The sequence below is a fragment of the Suilimivivens aceti genome (assembly GCF_025567405.1).
Classification (GTDB): domain Bacteria; phylum Bacillota; class Clostridia; order Lachnospirales; family Lachnospiraceae; genus Suilimivivens; species Suilimivivens aceti.
On the sequence record NZ_JAOQKJ010000002.1, the window covers coordinates 39,902 to 59,684 of the forward strand.

Below are 19,783 nucleotides of genomic sequence, written 5' to 3' on the forward strand. Positions count from 1 at the left end.
GGATAACAGGAATACCGGTATGGATAACAACAATAGAGTACGTAGAAGAAGAAAACAGCAGAGAAGGAGTATGATCACCAATATCGTCATGTGTCTGATCACACTTTCCGCACTGACCGCATGTATCGTGCTTGTACTGAAGAATTATGACCTGAAGAGCCAGAGTGAAGAAGCAATGGCACAGCTTAAGAGCTTTGAAGAGGAATCTGAGCATTATATTTATACCCAGGCAGATCTTGATTCCTACCTGGAAGAAGCAAGAGCAGATGCACAGGAAGCGGGAGAAAATGAGATCCTGTCTGAGCTGAAAAGCAGAATGGATGGCGGCTCCAATACAGCCGCTGTCCTCAGAGATTTTTTTCCTGAGGATGTAGTTGTTTATGCAGATGGCAGCTATCACTTTTTCCCGATTGACGAGAAGCTGAAGAAACACAGCTATGTTTATGATAATTTCAAACAGCTTGAAAACGGGCAGATCGAATATGTGGATGATACTGATGTGGTACTTTCAAAGAAAGGGATTGATGTTTCCAGATTCCAGGAATCCATTGACTGGAAAAAGGTGGCAGATGATGGTGTCAGCTACGCTTTTATAAGGGCTGGTGTCAGGGGCAGTACAGAAGGGCGCATGATGGCCGACGAACGATTTAAGGAGAATATGGAAGGGGCGCTTGACAATGATATTCAGGTAGGAGCATACTTCTTTACCCAGGCGATTACAGAGGAAGAAGCAGTAGAGGAAGCAGAGTTTGTACTGGATCTGCTGGAGCCATATGATGTTACTTATCCGGTAGTATATGATCTGGAGGAAGTGACAAGCAAGAATGCAAGAACTGAGGATCTTACGAAGGAACAGTATACAAAGAATTGTATTGCTTTCTGTGAAACGATCAAAAAGGCCGGTTATACACCAATGATCTATGGAAACCTGAAAACATTCCTGATCATGCTGGATATGTCCCAGCTTGAGGAATATCATAAATGGTTTGCATACTACAATACACCGGTATATTTCCCTTACGAATTTGATGTCTGGCAATACAGTTCAAAGGGCAGCATCAGCGGGATCAAGGGAGATGTGGATCTGAATGTCTGTATGACAGATTTTGGAGATGAGCAGGAGTAAAAGGATGAAAGAACTTTTACAGGAAGCAGAGACCATAAAAACAGGATATCTGCTGGAGGATTTCAGGCTGTTTCATTTAAAGGATAAGAAACCGATCGATTATCCATATCACTATCATGATTTTTACAAACTGATCTGGTTCCAGGAGGGGAATGTGGAGTATCATATTGAAGGAAAAGCGTATCAGCTGAAGCCCTATGATATCCTGCTTGTTGGGAAGGGGCAGATCCATAAGCCTTTTATAGGAACGGATGTACCCTATGAACGTTATAATTTTTATATTTCAGAGCAGTTTTTAAAGGAGTATTCGTCAGAAGACTGTGATCTGAAACAGTGTTTTGCGTTGGCAGACAGAGAAGGAAGCTGTGTGATACGGTTATCGCCCGGTGACAGCAGCAGGATATTTGAAAACAGCAGGCTGATTGAAGCTGCAGAAGAAAATAAGGAGTATGCATACAATACTTATGAAAGACTGCTTCTTATGAAATTATTGATCGAACTCGCCAGATGCTGCATGGATAATCCGGATGTTTTTCATAAGATGGCAACCTATGATCATAAGACTGTGGAGATCCTTCATTATATCAACGGGCATCTGAAGGCACCGCTGTCCATTGATAAACTTGCAGAACAGTTTTATATCAGTAAATATCACATGATGCGTAAATTCAAAGAAGAAACCGGATATTCCATGCACCAGTATATTCTGGAGAAAAGGATCCTGCTCGCAAAGGAAATGATACAGGCAGGTGTTCCGGCTACGACGGCATGTCTTGAAAGTGGATTTCATGATTATTCCACTTTTCACAGAGCCTGCAAAAAAATACTTGGGAAGCAGCCATCGGCATTCTGAGAAGTGAGATGAAAAATAAAATCATATTGTCAAGTAAAAATGCTTGACAGTGTGATTTTTTTGTTGTATTCTAGCAAAGGTGATTGCATGGAAAGAATTGTTGAACAGGGGCTTTTGTATGATTTTTATGGAGAGCTTCTGACAGAGCATCAGAAAAAAATATATGAGGATGTGGTGTACAATGATCTTTCCTTAAGTGAGATCGCACAGGAAAATGGAATTTCCAGGCAGGGAGTCCATGATATGGTGAGACGGTGCAATCACATGCTTACAGAGTATGAAAATAAGCTGCATCTTGTTGAGCGTTTCCTGAAGATCAGAAGCGGGGTAGATGAGATGAAGCATCTGTCAGAAAATACCGAACTGACAAAGGAAGAAATTCTTGGCAGAGTAAACAGCCTGTGCTGTGAAATCTTAAAGGAGCTTTAGGAATGGCATTTGAAAGTTTAACAGATAAACTCCAGAATGTATTTAAGAACCTTCGCAGTAAGGGGAGGCTTACAGAGGATGACGTCAAGGCGGCATTGAAGGAAGTCAAGCTTGCTCTGTTAGAAGCGGATGTTAATTTCAAGGTAGTAAAGCAGTTTATCAAGGCGGTAGAAGAAAGAGCCATCGGCGCAGATGTGATGAACGGTCTGAATCCCGGACAGATGGTGATCAAGATCGTAAATGAAGAAATGGTTGCACTGATGGGATCGGAAACCACAGAGATCGCATTCCAGCCAGGAAAGGCCATTACCGTGATCATGATGTGCGGTCTGCAGGGTGCAGGTAAAACAACTACTACGGCCAAGATTGCCGGTAAGCTGAAGCTGAAGGGAAAAACCCCACTCCTTGCAGCCTGTGATGTGTACAGGCCGGCGGCAATCAAACAGCTGCAGATCAATGGTGAGAAGCAGAAGGTAGAGGTTTTCTCCATGGGAGAAAATCAGAAGCCTGCAAATATCGCAAAGGCTGCTATTGAGCATGCGAAGAAGAATGGAAATAACGTAGTGATCCTTGATACGGCCGGACGTCTTCATGTAGATGAAGAGATGATGGAAGAACTTCAGGAGATCAAGAAGGCAGTTGAAGTCCATCAGACGCTGCTTGTTGTAGATGCCATGACAGGTCAGGATGCCGTTACGGTAGCCAAGGCCTTTAACGATCAGATAGGAATCGACGGTGTCATCCTTTCCAAGATGGATGGTGATACCAGAGGTGGTGCGGCACTGTCCGTCAAAGCAGTGACTGGTAAGCCGATCCTGTACGTTGGTATGGGAGAGAAGCTTTCTGATCTGGAGCAGTTTTATCCGGATCGTATGGCTTCAAGGATTCTCGGCATGGGAGATGTACTTTCCCTGATCGAGAAAGCACAGGAAAATATCTCCATTGATGAGAATAAAGAGAAAGAAATGGCTTCCCGTATGAAGAAGGGAAAGTTTGATTTCGATGATTATCTGGAGAGCATGAAGCAGATGCGGAATATGGGTGGTCTTGCCAGTATCCTGAAGATGCTTCCCGGCACAGGTGGTAAGGGCATGGATCTGGAATCCATGATCGATGAAAAGCAGCTTGCCAGGACAGAGGCTATTATTTTCAGCATGACTCCTGCAGAGAGAAAGAACCCGAAGCTTTTGAATCCGAGCAGAAAGCACAGGATCGCCAGAGGAGCAGGCGTTGATATTGCGGTAGTAAACAGATTCATCAAACAGTTTGAGCAGTCTCAGAAGATGATGAAGCAGATGCCGGGACTTATGGGCGGCAAGCGTGGCCGTGGCGGTTTCGGCGGCATGAGATTCCCTTTTTAGGGATATGACAGTGTTTTGAATTTCAATTCAAATATAAACAAAATTTTTCGGAGGTGAAAAACATGGCAGTAAAAATCAGATTAAGAAGAATGGGTCAGAAGAAAGCTCCTTTTTATAGAATCGTAGTAGCAGACTCCAGATCCCCCAGAGACGGAAGATGTATCGAGGAGATCGGTACTTATGATCCTAACACAGACCCCAGTACCTTCAAGGTAAATGAGGAGCTTGCAAAGAAGTGGCTTGCAAACGGAGCACAGCCTACAGAAGTTGTCAGCAGAATTTTCAAGCAGGCAGGTATTGAAAAGTAGGAATTGTTGGCGGCCTTTGGAGGTAGACTATGAAAGAATTAGTTGAAGTAATTGCAAAAGCGCTTGTTGAACATCCGGAAGAGGTTACAGTGACAGAGAAGGAAGAGGGTAAGCATGTTACACTTGAGCTTCACGTAGCTGCAGCTGATATGGGAAAGGTGATCGGTAAGCAGGGAAGGATTGCAAAGGCTATCCGTTCTGTTGTGAAAGCTGCATCATCTAAGGAAAACAAGAAGGTTGACGTGGAAATCGTCTAATGTGTATGAGAAGGGGAGCCCGCATAGGACTCCCTTTTTTATAAAGGATAGGAGACATGATGGAAAATATTCTGCAGGTCGGCATTATTTCCTCCACTCACGGAATCCGTGGAGAAGTGAAAGTATTTCCGACAACAGATGATGTGAATAGATTTAAAAAGCTGAAGGAAGTGCTGCTGGATACCGGTAAGGAGACGCTTCCCCTTACCATAGAGGGAGTGAAATTCTTCAAACAGTTTGTGATCCTGAAATTTAAGGGGATTGACGATATCAACGATATCGAAAGATACCGGGGAAAAAGTCTCTATGTAACGAGAGAGAATGCGGTCAAGCTGAAAAAGGATGAGTATTTTATTGCTGATCTCATCGGCCTTTTTGTAGAGAATGAGGACGGATCCTTTCAGGGGACATTGAAGGATGTACTGGAAACCGGTGCCAATGATGTCTATATTGTAACAGATCAGAATACAGGAAAAGAAGTGCTGATCCCGGCGATCAAAGACTGTATTTTACAGGTAGATGTGGAACAGGGCTTTATGAAGGTACATCTGTTAGATGGACTTCTTTCAGAAAAGTGAGGCAGCTATGTTTTTTCATGTACTGACATTATTTCCGGATATGATCCGTGACGGGTTTACAACCAGTATCCTCGGACGAGCCGCTGAAAAGGGAATATTATCTCTGGAAGCAGTAAATATCCGGGATTATACAAAGAGCAGACATAAAAAAGTAGATGATTATCCGTACGGAGGCGGTGCCGGCATGCTGATGCAGGCACAGCCTGTTTATGATGCCTGCCAGGCGGTAATAGAAGGGATACAGACAAGAAAGAAAACTGCAGGAGAGGAAAAAGTCAGAGTCATCTATTTAACTCCTACAGGACAGGTTTTCTCCCAGCAGCTGGCAAGAGAGCTTGCCAGAGAAGAGGATCTGATCTTTCTATGTGGACATTATGAAGGGATCGATGAAAGAGTCCTTCAAAGGATAGTGACAGATTACGTTTCTATTGGTGATTATGTGTTGACTGGCGGAGAGCTGCCGGCTATGGTAATGATGGATGCGATTGCCAGAAATGTGCCTGGTGTTCTTGGAAATGAAGAATCTGCACAGACAGAGAGCTTTGATGATGGGCTCCTTGAATATCCACAGTATACAAGACCGGAGATCTGGGAAGGGGAAAGGGTACCTGAAGTACTGCTGTCAGGAGATCACGCAAAGGTCGAAGAATGGCGGCTTGAAAAATCCCTTGCAAAAACAAAAGAGGTCAGACCAGAGCTATATGAGAGCTGGGCAGAGTCCCATCAGGAGTATTTCGTGAAAAAGGCAAAAAAGGAAGAACGACTCAGAAGAAAGCTTCAAAAGGAAGCCAGAAAAAAAGCTGAGGAGGAGCATTTTTGAAAAAATGGTGAAAAACACTTGCTTTTATATGGGTTATATGATAAATTATTAACGTTGCAAAAATGAGATGGTCCTCTGTTACCAAGGTATTAAGAACATCCAGTTGATTCAAGGAGGCAAATATGAACGAAATCATTAAGAACATTGAAGATGCTCAGTTAAAGGCTGAAGTAGCAGAATTCAACGTAGGTGATACCGTAAGAGTACACGGTAAGATCAGAGAAGGTAACCACGAAAGAATCCAGATCTTCGAAGGAACTGTCCTGAAGAGACAGGGAACCGGCGCAAGAGAGACCTTCACCGTAAGAAAGTCTTCCAATGGCGTAGGCGTAGAGAAGACATGGCCTGTACATTCCCCTAACGTAGAGAAGATCGAAGTTGTCCGTAAGGGTAAAGTAAGAAGAGCTAAGCTGAACTACTTAAGAGATCGTGTTGGTAAGAAGGCAAAGGTTAAAGAGATCGTTAAATAAGAAGAGCTTTCAGAAAGACAGCTGCTGCATGGTGGCTGTCTTTTTTTACTCTTTCTTTATCTTTTGATGTATGTTAAAATAATTTGTAATGGCCAGGGAGGAAAATGGCATGGCAAGGAAAAAGGGATTGACCTTTTATGAAAAGGAAAAGAAAATTAACAAATCTACGATCCATGAGATCCTTTCCACACTGTTTTATTGCGGAGTGGCGGTTTTTCTTGCTTTTGTGCTGGTATTTTCTGTTGGCATGAAGATCAGTATGGTAGGAGTTTCCATGGAACCTGCCCTGTATAATGGACAGGAAGTACTGATTAACCGTTTTATTTATAAAATCACATCACCGAAGCGGGGAGATGTGATAGCATTTCTGCCAAACGGCAATCAGAACTCCCATTATTATCTGAAACGGATCGTGGGATTGCCTGGGGAAAGCATACAGATCATAGACGGGTACGTATACATCAATGGAGAGAGACTTCCAGAGGATGAATATGATAAAATGGCAGATTATGGAATTGCCGGGAATGAGATACAGCTTGGCAGTGATGAATATTTTGTTCTTGGAGACAACCGGAATATGAGTGAAGACAGCAGGTCCGGTAATATCGGAGCAGTAAAGAAGGATACAATCGCAGGAAAAGTATGGTTCCATCTTTCCTGTGATGAGGAAGGGACAGGGTTTGTAAATTAATGAATTATCAGTGGTATCCGGGGCATATGACGAAGGCTGTCCGGATGATGCAGGAAAATATAAAGCTGATCGATCTTGTGATCGAGTTAGTGGATGCCAGAACCCCCATGAGCAGCAAGAATCCGGATATCGATTCTCTGGCAGGTAATAAAGCAAGGGTGATCCTGCTGAATAAGGCAGATCTTGCTGATCCTGCAGGAAATGCGGCATGGACGGAATATTTTAAGAAAAAGGGCTTTCATGTTCTTGAGATCAACGCAAGGACAGGAGCCGGTGTGCGTGCTGTACAGGGACTTGTGCAGGAGGCCTGTAAGGAGAAGATCGAAAGAGACAGAAGAAGAGGTATTAAGAACAGGCCTATCAGGGCTATGGTGGTCGGTATTCCCAATGTGGGGAAATCAACCTTTATCAATGCTTTTGCCGGAAAGGGGTGTACCAAAACCGGTAATAAGCCAGGTGTAACCAAGGGAAAACAGTGGATCAGACTGAATCAGAATCTGGAGCTTCTGGACACACCGGGGATTCTCTGGCCAAGATTTGAAAATCAGCAGGTAGGTGAAAGGCTTGCCATGATTGGCTCCATCAATGATGAGATACTTCATGCGGATGAGCTGGCAGCTGCCATCCTTATCTATCTGCAAAAGAATTATCAGGGGAAGATCCGTGAACGATATGAAACAGAGGAATCCGGGGATGCTTATGCCATGTTAAAGGAGATCAGTATTCAGAGAAAGTGCTTTCTGAAGGGAGAGGAACCGGATCTTCTAAGGACTTCCCGTATCATCGTAGATGATTTCAGGGGTGGCAGACTTGGCAGGATCACGCTGGAGAGTCCGGAGGAGTGGAAGTGAAAAACAATACATTAAAAGAGATACTCAGCACCAGTATTTATTTACTGATCGTTCTTGTCCTTACATTTCTGGTAGTTACTTATGTTGGACAGCGGACGAAGGTCAGCGGTGCTTCCATGGAGCCGACACTTCATGATGGGAACAATCTGATCGTAGATAAAATTTCCTACAGGTTTTCTGATCCGGAAAGATTCGATATTATAGTATTTCCATTCCGCTATGAGGATAAGACATATTATATCAAGCGTATCATAGGTCTTCCGGGTGAGACAGTCTATATTGATGAGAATGGTACGATCTTCATTGACGGTGAGGAGCTTGAGGAGCACTATGGAAAAGAGGTTATTCTTGATCCTGGCCGGGCTTATGAACCGATCACACTTGGAAAAGATGAATATTTTGTCATGGGTGATAACAGGAATAACAGTTCTGACAGCCGGGATCCTGTAGTGGGGAATATCCACCGTAGTGAGATCATAGGAAAAGCGTGGATGCGGATCTGGCCGCTGGATCAGATAGGACTGATCCGGCATCAGTAAAGGAGCAGAAAATGAGTGAAAGCATTGCAGAGATAAAGAAACAATTACAGGCAGCCAGTTTACCGGGGCTGCCTGATTTTTTAAAGGATCACGAAACGTTTATCAGAACTTATGAAACAGATGAGAGAAGCGGTGTAAAAAAGCTGGTAGAACAGGCCGGAAAGCAGATAGATGCCTATGAAAAGGAACTGAAACGGACTGAGTCAATGAAACGCTTTGAAAAGGAATATGATAGTTATTCTTATATCTGTGGAATTGATGAGGTGGGAAGAGGACCACTGGCAGGACCTGTGGTAGCAGGGACCGTGATCCTGCCAAAGAACTGTGATATTTTATATCTAAATGATTCCAAGCAGTTATCCGAAAAAAAGAGAGAAGAGCTCTATGAGGTGATCATGGAAAAGGCGGTCAGTACGGGACTTGGCTTTGTGACGCCGGAGAGGATCGATGAGATCAATATTCTGCAGGCTACCTATGAAGCTATGCGTATGGCCATAGGAGAACTTGATCCTGTGCCGGATCTTCTTCTGAATGATGCGGTTACCATACCTGAGGTAACGATCAGACAGGTACCGATCATCAAGGGAGATGCCAAGAGTATTTCCATAGCGGCAGCAAGCATTATTGCCAAGGTGACAAGAGACCGGCTGATGACTGAATATGAGAAGACGTATCCGGGCTATGGCTTTGCAGCCAACAAGGGCTATGGATCCGCAGAGCATATTGCAGCCATCCGGGAACTTGGTCCGACACCAATCCACCGGAGGAGCTTTATCAGGAACTTTCTATAGGAGGCGTTATGAGGCTTTCTTCTTTATTTACACAGGGAAATCAGCAGATACAGGAGAACAGTCGTGATATGTCCTTTTCCACGCTGGAAAAGGGTCTGAGAAACGGCATGAAGGAGATGGAGGGCAAGATGCCCGGGCAGTCTGTGACAGGAGAGGTCATAGAAGCAGATGGACAGGATATCCTGCTTGCAATAGGGAAAAACCAGCTCCTTCGGGCAAGGCTTTCACTTGCCATGGATGTGGAGGCAGGCCAGCAGCTGACCTTTGGAATTAAATCCATCGGTGGGATGAAGGTGGTCTTAAGTCCTCTTTTTGAAAATATGACATCCGGTTCAGGAGCAGAGAAAGCACTTGAGCTTGCAGGACTTCCAAGAAATGAAGAAACCATGAAGATGGTGGAAGCCATGATGAAGGAAGGAATGAAGCTGGATCCGGATTCTCTTTCTTCCATGTACAGGACTGTGAATGCCCATATGGATGCGGATATTACCACACTGGTACAGCTTAACAGGATGGGGCTTCCGGTGACGGAAGAGAATATCACGCAGCTTCAGTCCTACAAAAATTATGAAGGTCAGGTAACAGAGGGGGTAAAAATCCTGATGGGAGAGGTGGCGGAGCAGCTTTCTTCTCTGGCTGCTTCAGATAATCCGGAGGATGTATTTACTTTTTTGAAAGTAGTCCTTGGTGAGCCTTCCGGGACAGAGAATGTACAGACAGAGGAAAATATGGCAGGAGATGACAATGTCATTCAGACCTTCAAAAATGCTGTAATGACAGAAGCTCCAGAAGAAAATGCAGGGAAGGAAAAGCTCCCGTTTATGCCGGGAATGGCAGAACAGGCAGGAGAGAAAGGCTTAGGAATGGCGCTTTCAGATGTCCTGCAGAAAGCCGGATTTTCTGAAGAAACGGTAAATGCCTGTCTGAAAGGGGAACTGCCGGCAAAGGAGCTTCTTACAGAGCTTGGCAGGCTGGTGAAGGATGGCAGGCTGTCAACCGAACAGAAGAATGGTATCCTGGAGCTGCTTAAGGATAATGAGTTCCTTGAAAACCTGAAAAAGGGCCTGACAGAGAAATTCCTTCTGACACCGGACGAGGTTGGAGAGGATGGTCAGGTGGAAAAGCTCTATGAGAGACTGGACAGTCAGCTTTCACGGATGAATCAGGCACTGCAGGGAATGGCAAAGGAAAATCCTGCACTGTCCCAGTCAATTCAGAATCTTTCTTCTAATGTAGAGTTTATGAATCAGCTGAACCAGATGTTTACCTATGTACAGCTTCCGCTGAAGCTGTCAGGGCAGGAAGCTGCCGGGGAGCTCTATGTTTATACCAATAAAAAGAATCTTGCAAAGAAGGATGGGCAGGTCAGTGCACTCCTGCACCTTGACCTGGAGCATCTTGGTGAGATAGATATCCATGTCAGCCTGAGAGACAGCCATGTATCAACGAAATTCTGCCTTTCAGATGAAAAGGCACTTGATCTGGTGGCGGCCAATATTGATACATTGAACCAGAGACTGATGAAGAGAGGATATTCCATGGACGCTTCTTTTGAACAGAAGGACAAGGCACAGCATCCAATAGATGAAATGCTGGACAGGGATAAAAAGGTATCATCAAAGGAAAAGGTTCTGATATCCAGCAGCTCCTTTGATGCCAGAGCATAGGAGACAGGCTATGAAAGAAAAGAAAGAAAAGGTAAAACAGGCCATTGCCCTCTCCTATGACCCTGCAGAAGAAGCGCCGAAGGTCATTGCGTCCGGAAAAGGCATGCTGGCAGAAAGGATCATAGAGAGAGCACAGGAGTCCAAGGTACCGGTACACAGGGATGATTCTCTGGCAGAAACGCTGTCAAGACTGGAAATCGGAGAAATGATCCCGCCGGAACTTTATGAGGTGGTAGCGGAGATCCTTGTTTTTGTGGATGCCATGGATAAGATCAAGGCAAAAATGGATAAGGTACGATAGGAGAAGGATTGAACAAAAGAGAAACGGGAGCGGTTTACGAGGAAAGAGCCGCAGCTTATCTGATACAGCAGGGGTTTCAGATACTTGAAAAGAATTTTTACTGCAGACAGGGAGAGATTGACCTTGTTGGTATCCACGGGGAATATCTTGTATTTGTGGAAGTAAAATACAGAAAGAGCAAAGGAAAGGGACTTCCGGAGGAAGCAGTAACTGCAGCCAAACAGAAAAAGATATGCAGGGCATCTGATTTTTACCGAAGCAGGAACCGCCACTTTTTCAGATACCAGGTCAGGTATGATGTAGTGGCTATACTTGGAGAAGAAATCAGCTGGTATCAGAACGCATTCCCCTATACAGGGGCATGTGCCTGGTAGATTAAGACCGGATTCCGGAAAGGGTATAGGTTATGTTATTAGAGGAAGCAGCTTCCTGTTATCCGGTTATAAGGATCGGGGAAGCGGAGATATTACAGCAGAAAAAATATGGTGAACTGGAATATTTATGTTTTCCGCAGCTTGCAAAAACCGGTATTGCAGACCATCTGTTTACAACAAGAATGGGCGGTGTCAGTACCGGCATTTTTTCATCCTTAAATCTCAGTTATACAAGAGGGGATGAAGCGGGAGCTGTAGATGAAAATTTCAGGAGAGTGGCAGCCATTTTCGATGAGACACCGGACAGGATTGTATGCTCCCATCAGACTCATACGACAAATGTACGGCTGGTAACAGAGGAAGATGCTGGGAAGGGTGTTACAAGGGAAAGAGAGTTTACGGATGTGGACGGACTGATCACGGATACACCTGGGCTTTTACTTGCCACCTTTTATGCTGACTGCGTGCCGCTGTTTTTTGTGGATGTCAGACATAGGGCAATCGGACTTTCCCATTCCGGCTGGCGGGGTACGGTAGAAAGAATGGGGGAAAAGACGCTGCTTGCCATGAAAAATGCTTTTGGAACAAGACCGGAGGATGTGTATGCTGCCATAGGCCCGTCAATCTGTGCAGACTGTTATGAGGTTGGCTTTGATGTGGCAGAACCCTTCTTAAAGGAATTCCCGGAGCAGAAGGGAATTGTTCTTCCGGGGAAAAGAGAAGGAAAATACCAGCTTGATCTCTGGAAGGCGAATGAAAAGGTACTTCTGGATGCCGGGATCTTAAAAGAGCATCTGGAAATTACTGATATCTGTACCTGTCATAATCCGGATTATCTGTTTTCGCACCGGGCAAGCCATGGAAAACGGGGGAATCTGGCTGCTTTTATGGAATTAAGAAAATCTTAAAGAAATTCCCTGATAATACTTAACAATCCTGTGTTTTACTATAAACACAGGAAGCAAAAGAAAGCCCTGCGGGGCATAAGGAGAAAAAGATGATGAATATTCTTGTCTGCGACGATGACAGGGAGATTGTGGATGCCATTGAAATTTATCTGAACCAGGAAGGATATCGTGTGCTGAAGGCCTACGACGGAGAGCAGGCTCTTGAGGTACTGAAAACAGAAAGCGTACAGCTTGTGATCATTGATATCATGATGCCAAAGCTGGATGGGATCAGAGCTACCATTAAAATCCGGGAATCCAACAGTGTGCCGGTTATCTTCCTTTCAGCCAAGTCAGAGGATACTGACAAGATCCTCGGACTGAATGTAGGGGCAGATGATTATGTGACTAAGCCCTTTAATCCGCTGGAGCTGGTGGCAAGGGTCAAGTCCAATTTGAGACGGTATACCAGTCTTGGCAGCCTGAATGTGACGAATAATGCTCTCTTTGTCGCTGGGGGTCTTTGCATGAATGATGATACCAAGGAAGTAACGGTGGATGGGGAAACGGTGAAGCTGACACCGATCGAGTATAACATTCTGCTGCTTCTTGTAAAAAATCAGGGAAGGGTATTTTCCATTGATCAGATCTATGAAAATATCTGGAATGAAGAAGCAATCGGCGCTGACAATACGGTTGCGGTACATATCCGGCATATCAGGGAGAAGATCGAGATCAATCCCAAGGAACCACGTTATCTGAAGGTAGTCTGGGGTGTTGGCTATAAGGTGGAAAAGCAGTAGATCCCCTGCGGCAGAAGAGGGAGTGTAAATGAAAAAAGAAAACGAAGAAAAAAAGGATAAAAAGGTCAGAAAGAAAAAGAAGGGTGCTTTAGGCACGCTGCATCTTCTTCAGCATATCTGTTTTGCAGGAGCAGCCTGCCTTGCAACGGTGGTGCTTCTTTCTTCCTTTGTTACGGTGGAAGGCAGGAAAGATACAGAAACCTTCTTTTTTGATATGGGGGATACCAATACGGAGTTTGAGGATTCCATGGTATTCAATAAGCTTCTTGGCAGGGATATATCAGATATCATCTGCTATGGGGCGATCCGTTCGCAGATGGAAACTGACGGGAAGTTTGATCCGAAGAAGGTCATTGATGTAACTGCCTTTGATAACAGGTATTCCGGAATCGCTGGAGAATATATTACAGCAAGGTATTATCTGGAGGATCTGCTGAAGTGGGCACAGTATGGATTTGAAACAGAAGAAACCTATATGACAGGGGAAGAAGCAGATCAGTTTCTGAGCCGTACCAGAGAAGTCACTTATGTAGAGGGAAATGTGGATGGTGACAGTTATCTGAATACGGATCTGGAGCAGAAGGTAAGAGTGGTAGATGTATCCGGCAATGTGCTTTCTGACCCGGAGAATCCAATCCGGGATAATGTGACAGTTAATATACTGAAGAACCGTTATCATACAGTGGATGGTAAGAATATTGAAGATTACGTTTCTTCCTGGGAGGAATATACAGCTCTCCGGGATCATGTACAGTCAGCCGCGGAGGATCTGCTGATCAACTATAATGAATATCTGACCTATCAGGATTATTATGACAGTGGTAACAGCAATTTTGTTTACTTTGTCCGCAGAACCACAGGAGATCAGACTGTTGTCTACAGCAATGAAAATATAAAGAATAAAAGCATGGATGCACTGACAGCACAGCTTCAGGAGGAATGCAGCAGGTATCTGATCTATGATCCACAGAATATGTCCTTTATTACTAATACCAAGGTACAGGAAAAGACACCGCGTTATGTGTTGAATGGCTATTCGTATGCTTATCCGGATGATACCCAGATCCTGGTTGGCGTGAAAACCGGATATAAGGAGGCAGACGCGTTTCAGACTGCGAAAAACGCATACAGCCAGTATTCCCCTTATCTGTGGCAGAATCTGATCTGGATTGTACTGCTTGGCGGATTATATCTCCTGCTTATGGTGGTACTGACTGCAGCAGAAGGAAAAGCAGTCATGCTGGAAAACGGAGAAAAGAAGGTGTTGCTGAAATGGGAGGATAAGATTCCTACAGAGATCATGCTGATATTGGCAGTTGTGACAGGAGAGCTTCTTGTGATCCTCGGATATCAGGGAAACAGACTTCTTAAGACAGTGACAGATGAATTTGCAGAAGGCAGGCCACTGACCTGCGGTCTTGCCCTGTTATATGCTCTGCTTGTAAGCGGTGGTTTTTCCTTCTTCTATTTCAGTCTGGTCAGGAGGATCAAGGCAGGAACACTGTGGAAAGACAGTCTCCTTGCAGAGCTGGTAAGGATAAGTCGAAGGGCAGGCAGCTATCTGTACGGGCATGCAAATACAACACTACGGGTGCTGATCCCATCAGGTGTGCTCCTTATGGCAGTACTGATTTCCATACTGATTGCCTACAGAGCAACTGCCGGTACGACGGTGGTGCTCATACTGATGCTTATCCTGATTGGTATTTTGGTGATTATTTCTCTGCTGCGTGCAGCGGTTGGCAGGGATAGGATCCTGACAGGGATCAAAAAAATGAATGCAGGGGATATGAATTATCAGATTCCGGAGGAAGGGCTTACCGGAGACAATCTGGTTCTTGCCAGGGAGGTGAACCATATTGGAGACGGGATCCGGGAGGCAGTAGCGATCAGCATGAAGGATGAAAGACTGAAAGCGGATCTGATCACTAATGTATCCCATGATATCAAAACACCGCTGACTTCGATCATCAATTATGTTGACCTGCTGAAGCGTGAGAATATAGAAGATGAAAAGGTGAAGGAATATATTGCTGTTCTGGATGCCAAATCGCAGCGGCTCAAGCAGCTGACAGATGATCTGGTTGAGGCTTCCAAGATTTCTTCAGGAAATATTATACTCCATTTTGAAAGGATCGATCTGATCGAATTGCTGCATCAGTCGATCGGGGAATTTTCGGAGAAGTTTGAAGGCAGAGGGCTGATCCCCGTACTCCGTACCGAAAATGGAAGTGCCTGTATTGAGGCAGATTCCAGAAGGATCTTCAGAGTCATTGAAAATCTGTTTAGCAATGTAATCAAGTACGCTCTGCCAGGTACAAGGGTTTATATTGATGTAGAAGATAAGAACAGTGAGAGTGGAACACTGGTACAGGTAGCTGTTAAGAATATTTCAGAAAACCCGGTATCTGTCAGTGGGGATGAATTGACAGAACGCTTTATACGCGGAGATGAATCGAGGACTACAGAAGGAAGCGGACTTGGACTCTCGATTGCGAAGAATCTGACGGTTGCCATGAATGGACAGCTGAATGTGAAGGTAGATGGTGATCTGTTCAAGGTGATACTGCAGTTCCCGAAGCTGGAAGAGCAGAAGGAGACAGAACAATAACTGGAAACAAAAGAAAAGGACGGACTCCGAAAGGAACCCGTCCTTGGTTTTTATAGTATTTTTACAGATGATGCTGACTTAAATCTTCCCGGCGGTTATAGGCATCCAGGATCTGATGGATCTTTTCTGTGGATGTATAAACGTTCGACATGGATGAGTCATGGTTCATAAAGTCAACAATAGAGGCAATCAGCTTACTCATATCAGCTTCTACATAGTAAGGCCTTTCTTTTAGTTCAGGAAGCTGGTAGGTAAGGTTTGTGGTAACGATCTTGTCAAAATAGCACTTTTCATAGGCTTCATCGAATTTTGCGAGCCCATCGGTAAACAGACCAAAGGTTGCACAGATGAAAACACGGTTTGCATTCATTTCCTTAAGCTGTCTTGCGGTATCGATCATGCTGCCTCCGGAAGAGATCATATCATCCATAATGATGACATCCTTACCGTCAATATTGTCACCAAGGAATTCGTGGGCAACGATCGGGTTCTTGCCATTGACAATTTTAGAATAGTCCCTGCGCTTGTAGAACATGCCGGTATCGACACCAAGAACATTGGCGAAGTAAACCGCTCTGTCAAGTGCCCCTTCATCTGGACTGATGACGATCAGATGATCCTTGTCAATGATCAGATCTTCTTTGGCACGAAGCAGAGCTTTTATGAACTGAACCGGAGGGGTGATATTGTCGAAGCCCCGTAAGGGCTCTGCATTCTGCACACGGGGGTCGTGTGCATCGAAGGTAATGAAGTTGTTGACACCCATATTGGCGAGCTCTTCGATGGCGTAAGCACAGTCAAGGGATTCCCGTCCGCTGCGCTTATGCTGCCTGCCTTCATAAAGGAAGGGCATGATGACATTAACACGGTGTGCCTTACCGTTTACAGCGGCGATCACTCGTTTTAAGTCCTGATAATGGTCATCGGGGGATTTGTAATTGGTATAGCCGTTCATGGTATAGGAAATACTGTGGTTACATACATCAACAAGAATAAAGAGATCTTTACCTCTGACGGATTCAGAGATGACAGCCTTGGCTTCTCCGGTACCGAAACGATAGCAGGTGGAGTCAACAATGTAATTGTCGGATACATAGCCTTCAAAGGCGGGATCATTTTTGGCAATATTCTTAATGTCTCTGCGGAAACCTACAAGATAGTTGTTGATCTGATTGCCGAGTCTGGCGGCAGAATCCAGCACGATAAGCTTTAAGGGAGCAACAGGAATGGCTGCTTCCAGTTCATGTAAATTAGGCATGATAACCCTCCAGCGTGAAAAAATATGATAAAACTTCATTTAATTTATATCATTCTGCTAGTGACACGTCAAGAAATTTATAATAGAATAAGAGATAGCGGAGTAAAATAACATGAACAAAAGTAAGGGACATTTGATCAAAAAGATCCTTCCGGGAAGTATCGCAGAGGAATTTGAACTGGCACCGGGAGACAGGCTGATCTCAATAAACGGGCATGAGATCGAGGATATTTTTGATTACCAGTTTTATGCAGAAGATACTTATATAGAAATATTAATAGAGAAACCAGACGGAGAACAGTGGATCCTGGAGGTAGACAAGGAAGAGGACGAGGATCTTGGAATCGAATTTGATAATGGTCTGATGGATGAATACAGATCATGCCATAATAAATGTATTTTCTGCTTCATTGACCAGATGCCGAAGGGAATGCGGGACACCCTGTATTTTAAGGATGATGATTCCCGTCTGTCTTTTCTGCAGGGAAATTATGTGACTCTGACGAATATGTCTGACCATGACCTTGACAGGATCATCCAGTATCACCTTTCACCCATCAATATTTCCTTTCAGACCATGAATCCGGAGCTGAGATGTAAAATGTTGAATAACAGATTTGCCGGAGAAGCACTTAAAAAGGTTGACAGATTAAATGAAGCAGGAATTGAGATGAATGGTCAGATCGTACTGTGTAAGGGAGTCAACGACGGAGAAGAACTGGCATTCAGCATCCGTGAGATGATGAGATATATTCCCAATCTGCAGAGTGTATCTGTGGTGCCGGTCGGGCTTTCAAAATACAGAGACGGACTGTTTCCACTGGAACCGTTCACAAGGGAGGATGCCAGAGAGGTACTTTCTACGATCCATCATTACCAGAATGAGAGCTATCAGAAATATGGAAATCATTTTATCCATGCCAGTGATGAATGGTATATTCTGGCAGGAGAAGAACTGCCACAGGAAGAAAATTATGACGGCTATCTGCAGCTTGAAAATGGTGTAGGCATGATGAGGCTTCTGCTTAATGAGTTTGAAGAAGCAGTGAAGGAACTGCAGGAGAAGATCAGTGCAGGTACCCTGGATTTTTCATCAAGGGAAATATCTATGGCAACAGCCAGACTGGCATATCCCTTTATCCGTGATATGGCAGCACGTATGATGGAGATGGTTCCCGGACTTATGATCCATGTCTATGAGATCAGAAATGATTTCTTCGGAGAGATGATCACAGTATCCGGACTTCTGACAGGACAGGATCTGATCGCCCAGCTTACCGGCAAGGAACTGGGAGAAGCCCTGTATCTGCCACAGAATGTCTTAAGGAGCGGCGAAGAGGTGTTCCTGGATGACGTAACTGTTACAGAGATGGAAAAGGCTTTACAAGTGAAGGTAGATATTATAAAATCAAGCGGACGTGATTTTGTAAATGCAGTGCTTGACAGAGCATAAAATAATGGAGGTACTACATGAGTAAAAGAAAGGGAAAGCCTGTTGTGGCAGTAGTAGGCAGACCTAATGTGGGTAAATCGACCCTGTTCAATATGCTGGCAGGGCAGAGAATATCAATCGTAAAAGATACACCGGGAATCACAAGAGACAGGATCTATGCCGATGTCAGCTGGCTTGACCGTTCCTTTACCCTGATCGATACCGGTGGTATCGAACCGGACAGCAGTGATGTGATCCTGTCCCAGATGAGGGAGCAGGCTGAGATTGCTATCAACACAGCAGATGTGATTCTGTTTATGGTTGACGTGAAGCAGGGACTTGTGGATTCAGATGCCAAGGTGGCAGATATGCTGCGACGTTCCCGCAAGCCGGTGGTGCTTGTGGTAAATAAGGTAGATAACTTTGAAAAGTATATGGCAGATGTCTATGAATTCTATAACCTTGGGATCGGGGAGCCGATTCCTATATCGGCAGCCAATCAGATGGGAATTGGTGATATGCTGGACGAGGTTATCAAGTATTTTGATGAGGACAGTACAGAAGAGGAAGAGGATGACAGGATACGTGTGGCCATTGTTGGAAAGCCAAATGTAGGAAAATCTTCCCTGATCAACAGACTGCTTGGGGAGAACAGGCTGATCGTATCTGACATTGCCGGTACGACAAGAGATGCGGTAGATACACCGGTCACTCACAATGGTAAGGATTATGTGTTTATTGATACAGCGGGGCTGCGCCGGAAAAACAAGATCAAGGAAGAGCTGGAGCATTTCATGATCCTGCGTACAGTCAGCGCCGTAGAACGTGCAGATATTGTTGTACTTGTAATTGATGCAGTCGAAGGTGTAACTGAACAGGATGCCAAGATCGCAGGAATTGCCCACGACAGAGGCAAGGCGACGATCATTGCTGTGAATAAGTGGGATGCTATTGAGAAGACAGAAAAGACGGTAAGAGAATATGAAAGCAGGATACGTGAGGTACTGTCCTTTATGCCTTATGCCAAGATCACCTTTATTTCTGCCAAGAGCGGGCAGCGTCTGGTGAAGCTGTATGACCTGATCGATACGGTCGCAGAGAATCATGCCATGAGAGTTGCGACCGGTGTACTGAATGAGATCATGGCAGAAGCCGTTGCCATGCAGCAGCCTCCTTCAGACAAGGGAAGAAGACTCAAGCTTTTCTATATTACACAGGCGTCTGTGAAGCCGCCTACCTTTGTTATTTTTGTGAATGATAAGAACCTGATGCATTTTTCTTATACCAGATATATTGAAAATAAGATCAGGGAGGCCTTTGATTTCCAGGGGACACCTTTGAAATTCATTATAAGAGAAAGAAAGGAAAACAAGTAA

At 44.6% G+C, this 19,783-nt stretch carries 22 protein-coding genes; 21 read left to right on the forward strand and 1 reads right to left on the reverse strand.

The features are described 5' to 3' along the window. The first annotated feature begins 19 nt into the window (after positions 1–19). From OCV77_RS01905 to OCV77_RS01995, 19 genes are all read left to right on the forward strand, one after another. A complete protein-coding gene (locus tag OCV77_RS01905; RefSeq protein WP_118797084.1) occupies positions 20–1,126 on the forward strand; it encodes a glycoside hydrolase family 25 protein in 1,107 nt (368 codons plus the stop codon). Between the two features lie 4 nt (positions 1,127–1,130). Next, positions 1,131–1,979, forward strand: coding sequence for an AraC family transcriptional regulator (locus OCV77_RS01910; RefSeq protein WP_262572854.1), 849 nt, complete (start codon positions 1,131–1,133; stop codon positions 1,977–1,979). An 87-nt stretch (positions 1,980–2,066) separates the two neighbouring features. Beyond that, entirely contained in the window at positions 2,067–2,408 is a 342-nt protein-coding gene (gene ylxM / locus OCV77_RS01915) for a YlxM family DNA-binding protein (protein ID WP_118797082.1), read from the forward strand. Between the two features lie 2 nt (positions 2,409–2,410). Further along, positions 2,411–3,769, forward strand: a complete 1,359-nt coding sequence (gene ffh, locus OCV77_RS01920) for a signal recognition particle protein (protein ID WP_262572858.1) — start codon at positions 2,411–2,413, stop codon at positions 3,767–3,769. A 62-nt stretch (positions 3,770–3,831) separates the two neighbouring features. Beyond that, positions 3,832–4,077: a 30S ribosomal protein S16 gene (rpsP, locus tag OCV77_RS01925; RefSeq protein ID WP_118797080.1), complete on the forward strand. Its 246-nt coding sequence runs from the start codon at positions 3,832–3,834 to the stop codon at positions 4,075–4,077. 29 nt (positions 4,078–4,106) lie between these two features. Continuing rightward, positions 4,107–4,334 (forward strand): KH domain-containing protein, encoded by a 228-nt coding sequence (locus tag OCV77_RS01930; protein ID WP_118797079.1) that lies wholly within the window; start codon positions 4,107–4,109, stop codon positions 4,332–4,334. Positions 4,335–4,393: 59 nt separating this feature from the next. Then, the gene (gene rimM / locus OCV77_RS01935; RefSeq protein ID WP_262573356.1) at positions 4,394–4,912 is read left to right on the forward strand and encodes a ribosome maturation factor RimM; all 519 of its coding nucleotides are present in this window, start codon (positions 4,394–4,396) and stop codon (positions 4,910–4,912) included. 7 nt (positions 4,913–4,919) lie between these two features. Then, positions 4,920–5,732: a tRNA (guanosine(37)-N1)-methyltransferase TrmD gene (trmD, locus tag OCV77_RS01940; protein WP_262572861.1), complete on the forward strand. Its 813-nt coding sequence runs from the start codon at positions 4,920–4,922 to the stop codon at positions 5,730–5,732. Between the two features lie 122 nt (positions 5,733–5,854). Next, the gene (gene rplS, locus OCV77_RS01945; protein WP_118797077.1) at positions 5,855–6,202 is read left to right on the forward strand and encodes a 50S ribosomal protein L19; all 348 of its coding nucleotides are present in this window, start codon (positions 5,855–5,857) and stop codon (positions 6,200–6,202) included. Positions 6,203–6,311: 109 nt separating this feature from the next. Next, on the forward strand, positions 6,312–6,893 hold the full coding sequence (gene lepB / locus OCV77_RS01950; RefSeq protein WP_262572863.1) for a signal peptidase I: 582 nt from the start codon (positions 6,312–6,314) through the stop codon (positions 6,891–6,893). Then, the gene (gene ylqF, locus OCV77_RS01955; RefSeq protein ID WP_262572865.1) at positions 6,893–7,744 is read left to right on the forward strand and encodes a ribosome biogenesis GTPase YlqF; all 852 of its coding nucleotides are present in this window, start codon (positions 6,893–6,895) and stop codon (positions 7,742–7,744) included. Before lepB (OCV77_RS01950) ends, ylqF begins: the two co-directional genes overlap by 1 nt. Then, the gene (gene lepB / locus OCV77_RS01960; RefSeq protein ID WP_262572867.1) at positions 7,735–8,283 is read left to right on the forward strand and encodes a signal peptidase I; all 549 of its coding nucleotides are present in this window, start codon (positions 7,735–7,737) and stop codon (positions 8,281–8,283) included. Before ylqF ends, lepB (OCV77_RS01960) begins: the two co-directional genes overlap by 10 nt. Before the next feature lie 11 nt (positions 8,284–8,294). After that, positions 8,295–9,074, forward strand: coding sequence for a ribonuclease HII (locus OCV77_RS01965; RefSeq protein WP_262572870.1), 780 nt, complete (start codon positions 8,295–8,297; stop codon positions 9,072–9,074). An 8-nt stretch (positions 9,075–9,082) separates the two neighbouring features. Continuing rightward, the gene (fliK, locus tag OCV77_RS01970; RefSeq protein WP_262572872.1) at positions 9,083–10,741 is read left to right on the forward strand and encodes a flagellar hook-length control protein FliK; all 1,659 of its coding nucleotides are present in this window, start codon (positions 9,083–9,085) and stop codon (positions 10,739–10,741) included. Between the two features lie 10 nt (positions 10,742–10,751). Continuing rightward, positions 10,752–11,042, forward strand: a complete 291-nt coding sequence (locus OCV77_RS01975) for an EscU/YscU/HrcU family type III secretion system export apparatus switch protein (protein WP_262572875.1) — start codon at positions 10,752–10,754, stop codon at positions 11,040–11,042. 8 nt (positions 11,043–11,050) lie between these two features. Then, positions 11,051–11,416 carry a YraN family protein gene (locus tag OCV77_RS01980; protein ID WP_262572878.1) on the forward strand — a complete coding sequence of 122 codons (366 nt, stop codon included), beginning with the start codon at positions 11,051–11,053 and terminating at the stop codon, positions 11,414–11,416. Positions 11,417–11,448: 32 nt separating this feature from the next. After that, positions 11,449–12,324: a peptidoglycan editing factor PgeF gene (pgeF, locus tag OCV77_RS01985; protein WP_262572881.1), complete on the forward strand. Its 876-nt coding sequence runs from the start codon at positions 11,449–11,451 to the stop codon at positions 12,322–12,324. An 89-nt stretch (positions 12,325–12,413) separates the two neighbouring features. Beyond that, a complete protein-coding gene (locus OCV77_RS01990) occupies positions 12,414–13,106 on the forward strand; it encodes a response regulator transcription factor (RefSeq protein WP_262572884.1) in 693 nt (230 codons plus the stop codon). A 28-nt stretch (positions 13,107–13,134) separates the two neighbouring features. Further along, positions 13,135–15,717, forward strand: coding sequence for a sensor histidine kinase (locus OCV77_RS01995; protein WP_262572888.1), 2,583 nt, complete (start codon positions 13,135–13,137; stop codon positions 15,715–15,717). Between the two features lie 61 nt (positions 15,718–15,778). On the opposite strand, the gene OCV77_RS02000 is transcribed toward OCV77_RS01995, so the two are convergent. Continuing rightward, entirely contained in the window at positions 15,779–16,975 is a 1,197-nt protein-coding gene (locus tag OCV77_RS02000) for a ribose-phosphate pyrophosphokinase (protein WP_262572891.1), read from the reverse strand. 112 nt (positions 16,976–17,087) lie between these two features. On the opposite strand from OCV77_RS02000, the gene OCV77_RS02005 reads away from it, so the two are divergent. Both OCV77_RS02005 and der read left to right on the forward strand, forming a co-directional pair. Further along, positions 17,088–18,428 carry a DUF512 domain-containing protein gene (locus tag OCV77_RS02005; protein ID WP_262572894.1) on the forward strand — a complete coding sequence of 447 codons (1,341 nt, stop codon included), beginning with the start codon at positions 17,088–17,090 and terminating at the stop codon, positions 18,426–18,428. Between the two features lie 17 nt (positions 18,429–18,445). Continuing rightward, on the forward strand, positions 18,446–19,783 hold the full coding sequence (gene der, locus OCV77_RS02010; protein WP_118797064.1) for a ribosome biogenesis GTPase Der: 1,338 nt from the start codon (positions 18,446–18,448) through the stop codon (positions 19,781–19,783).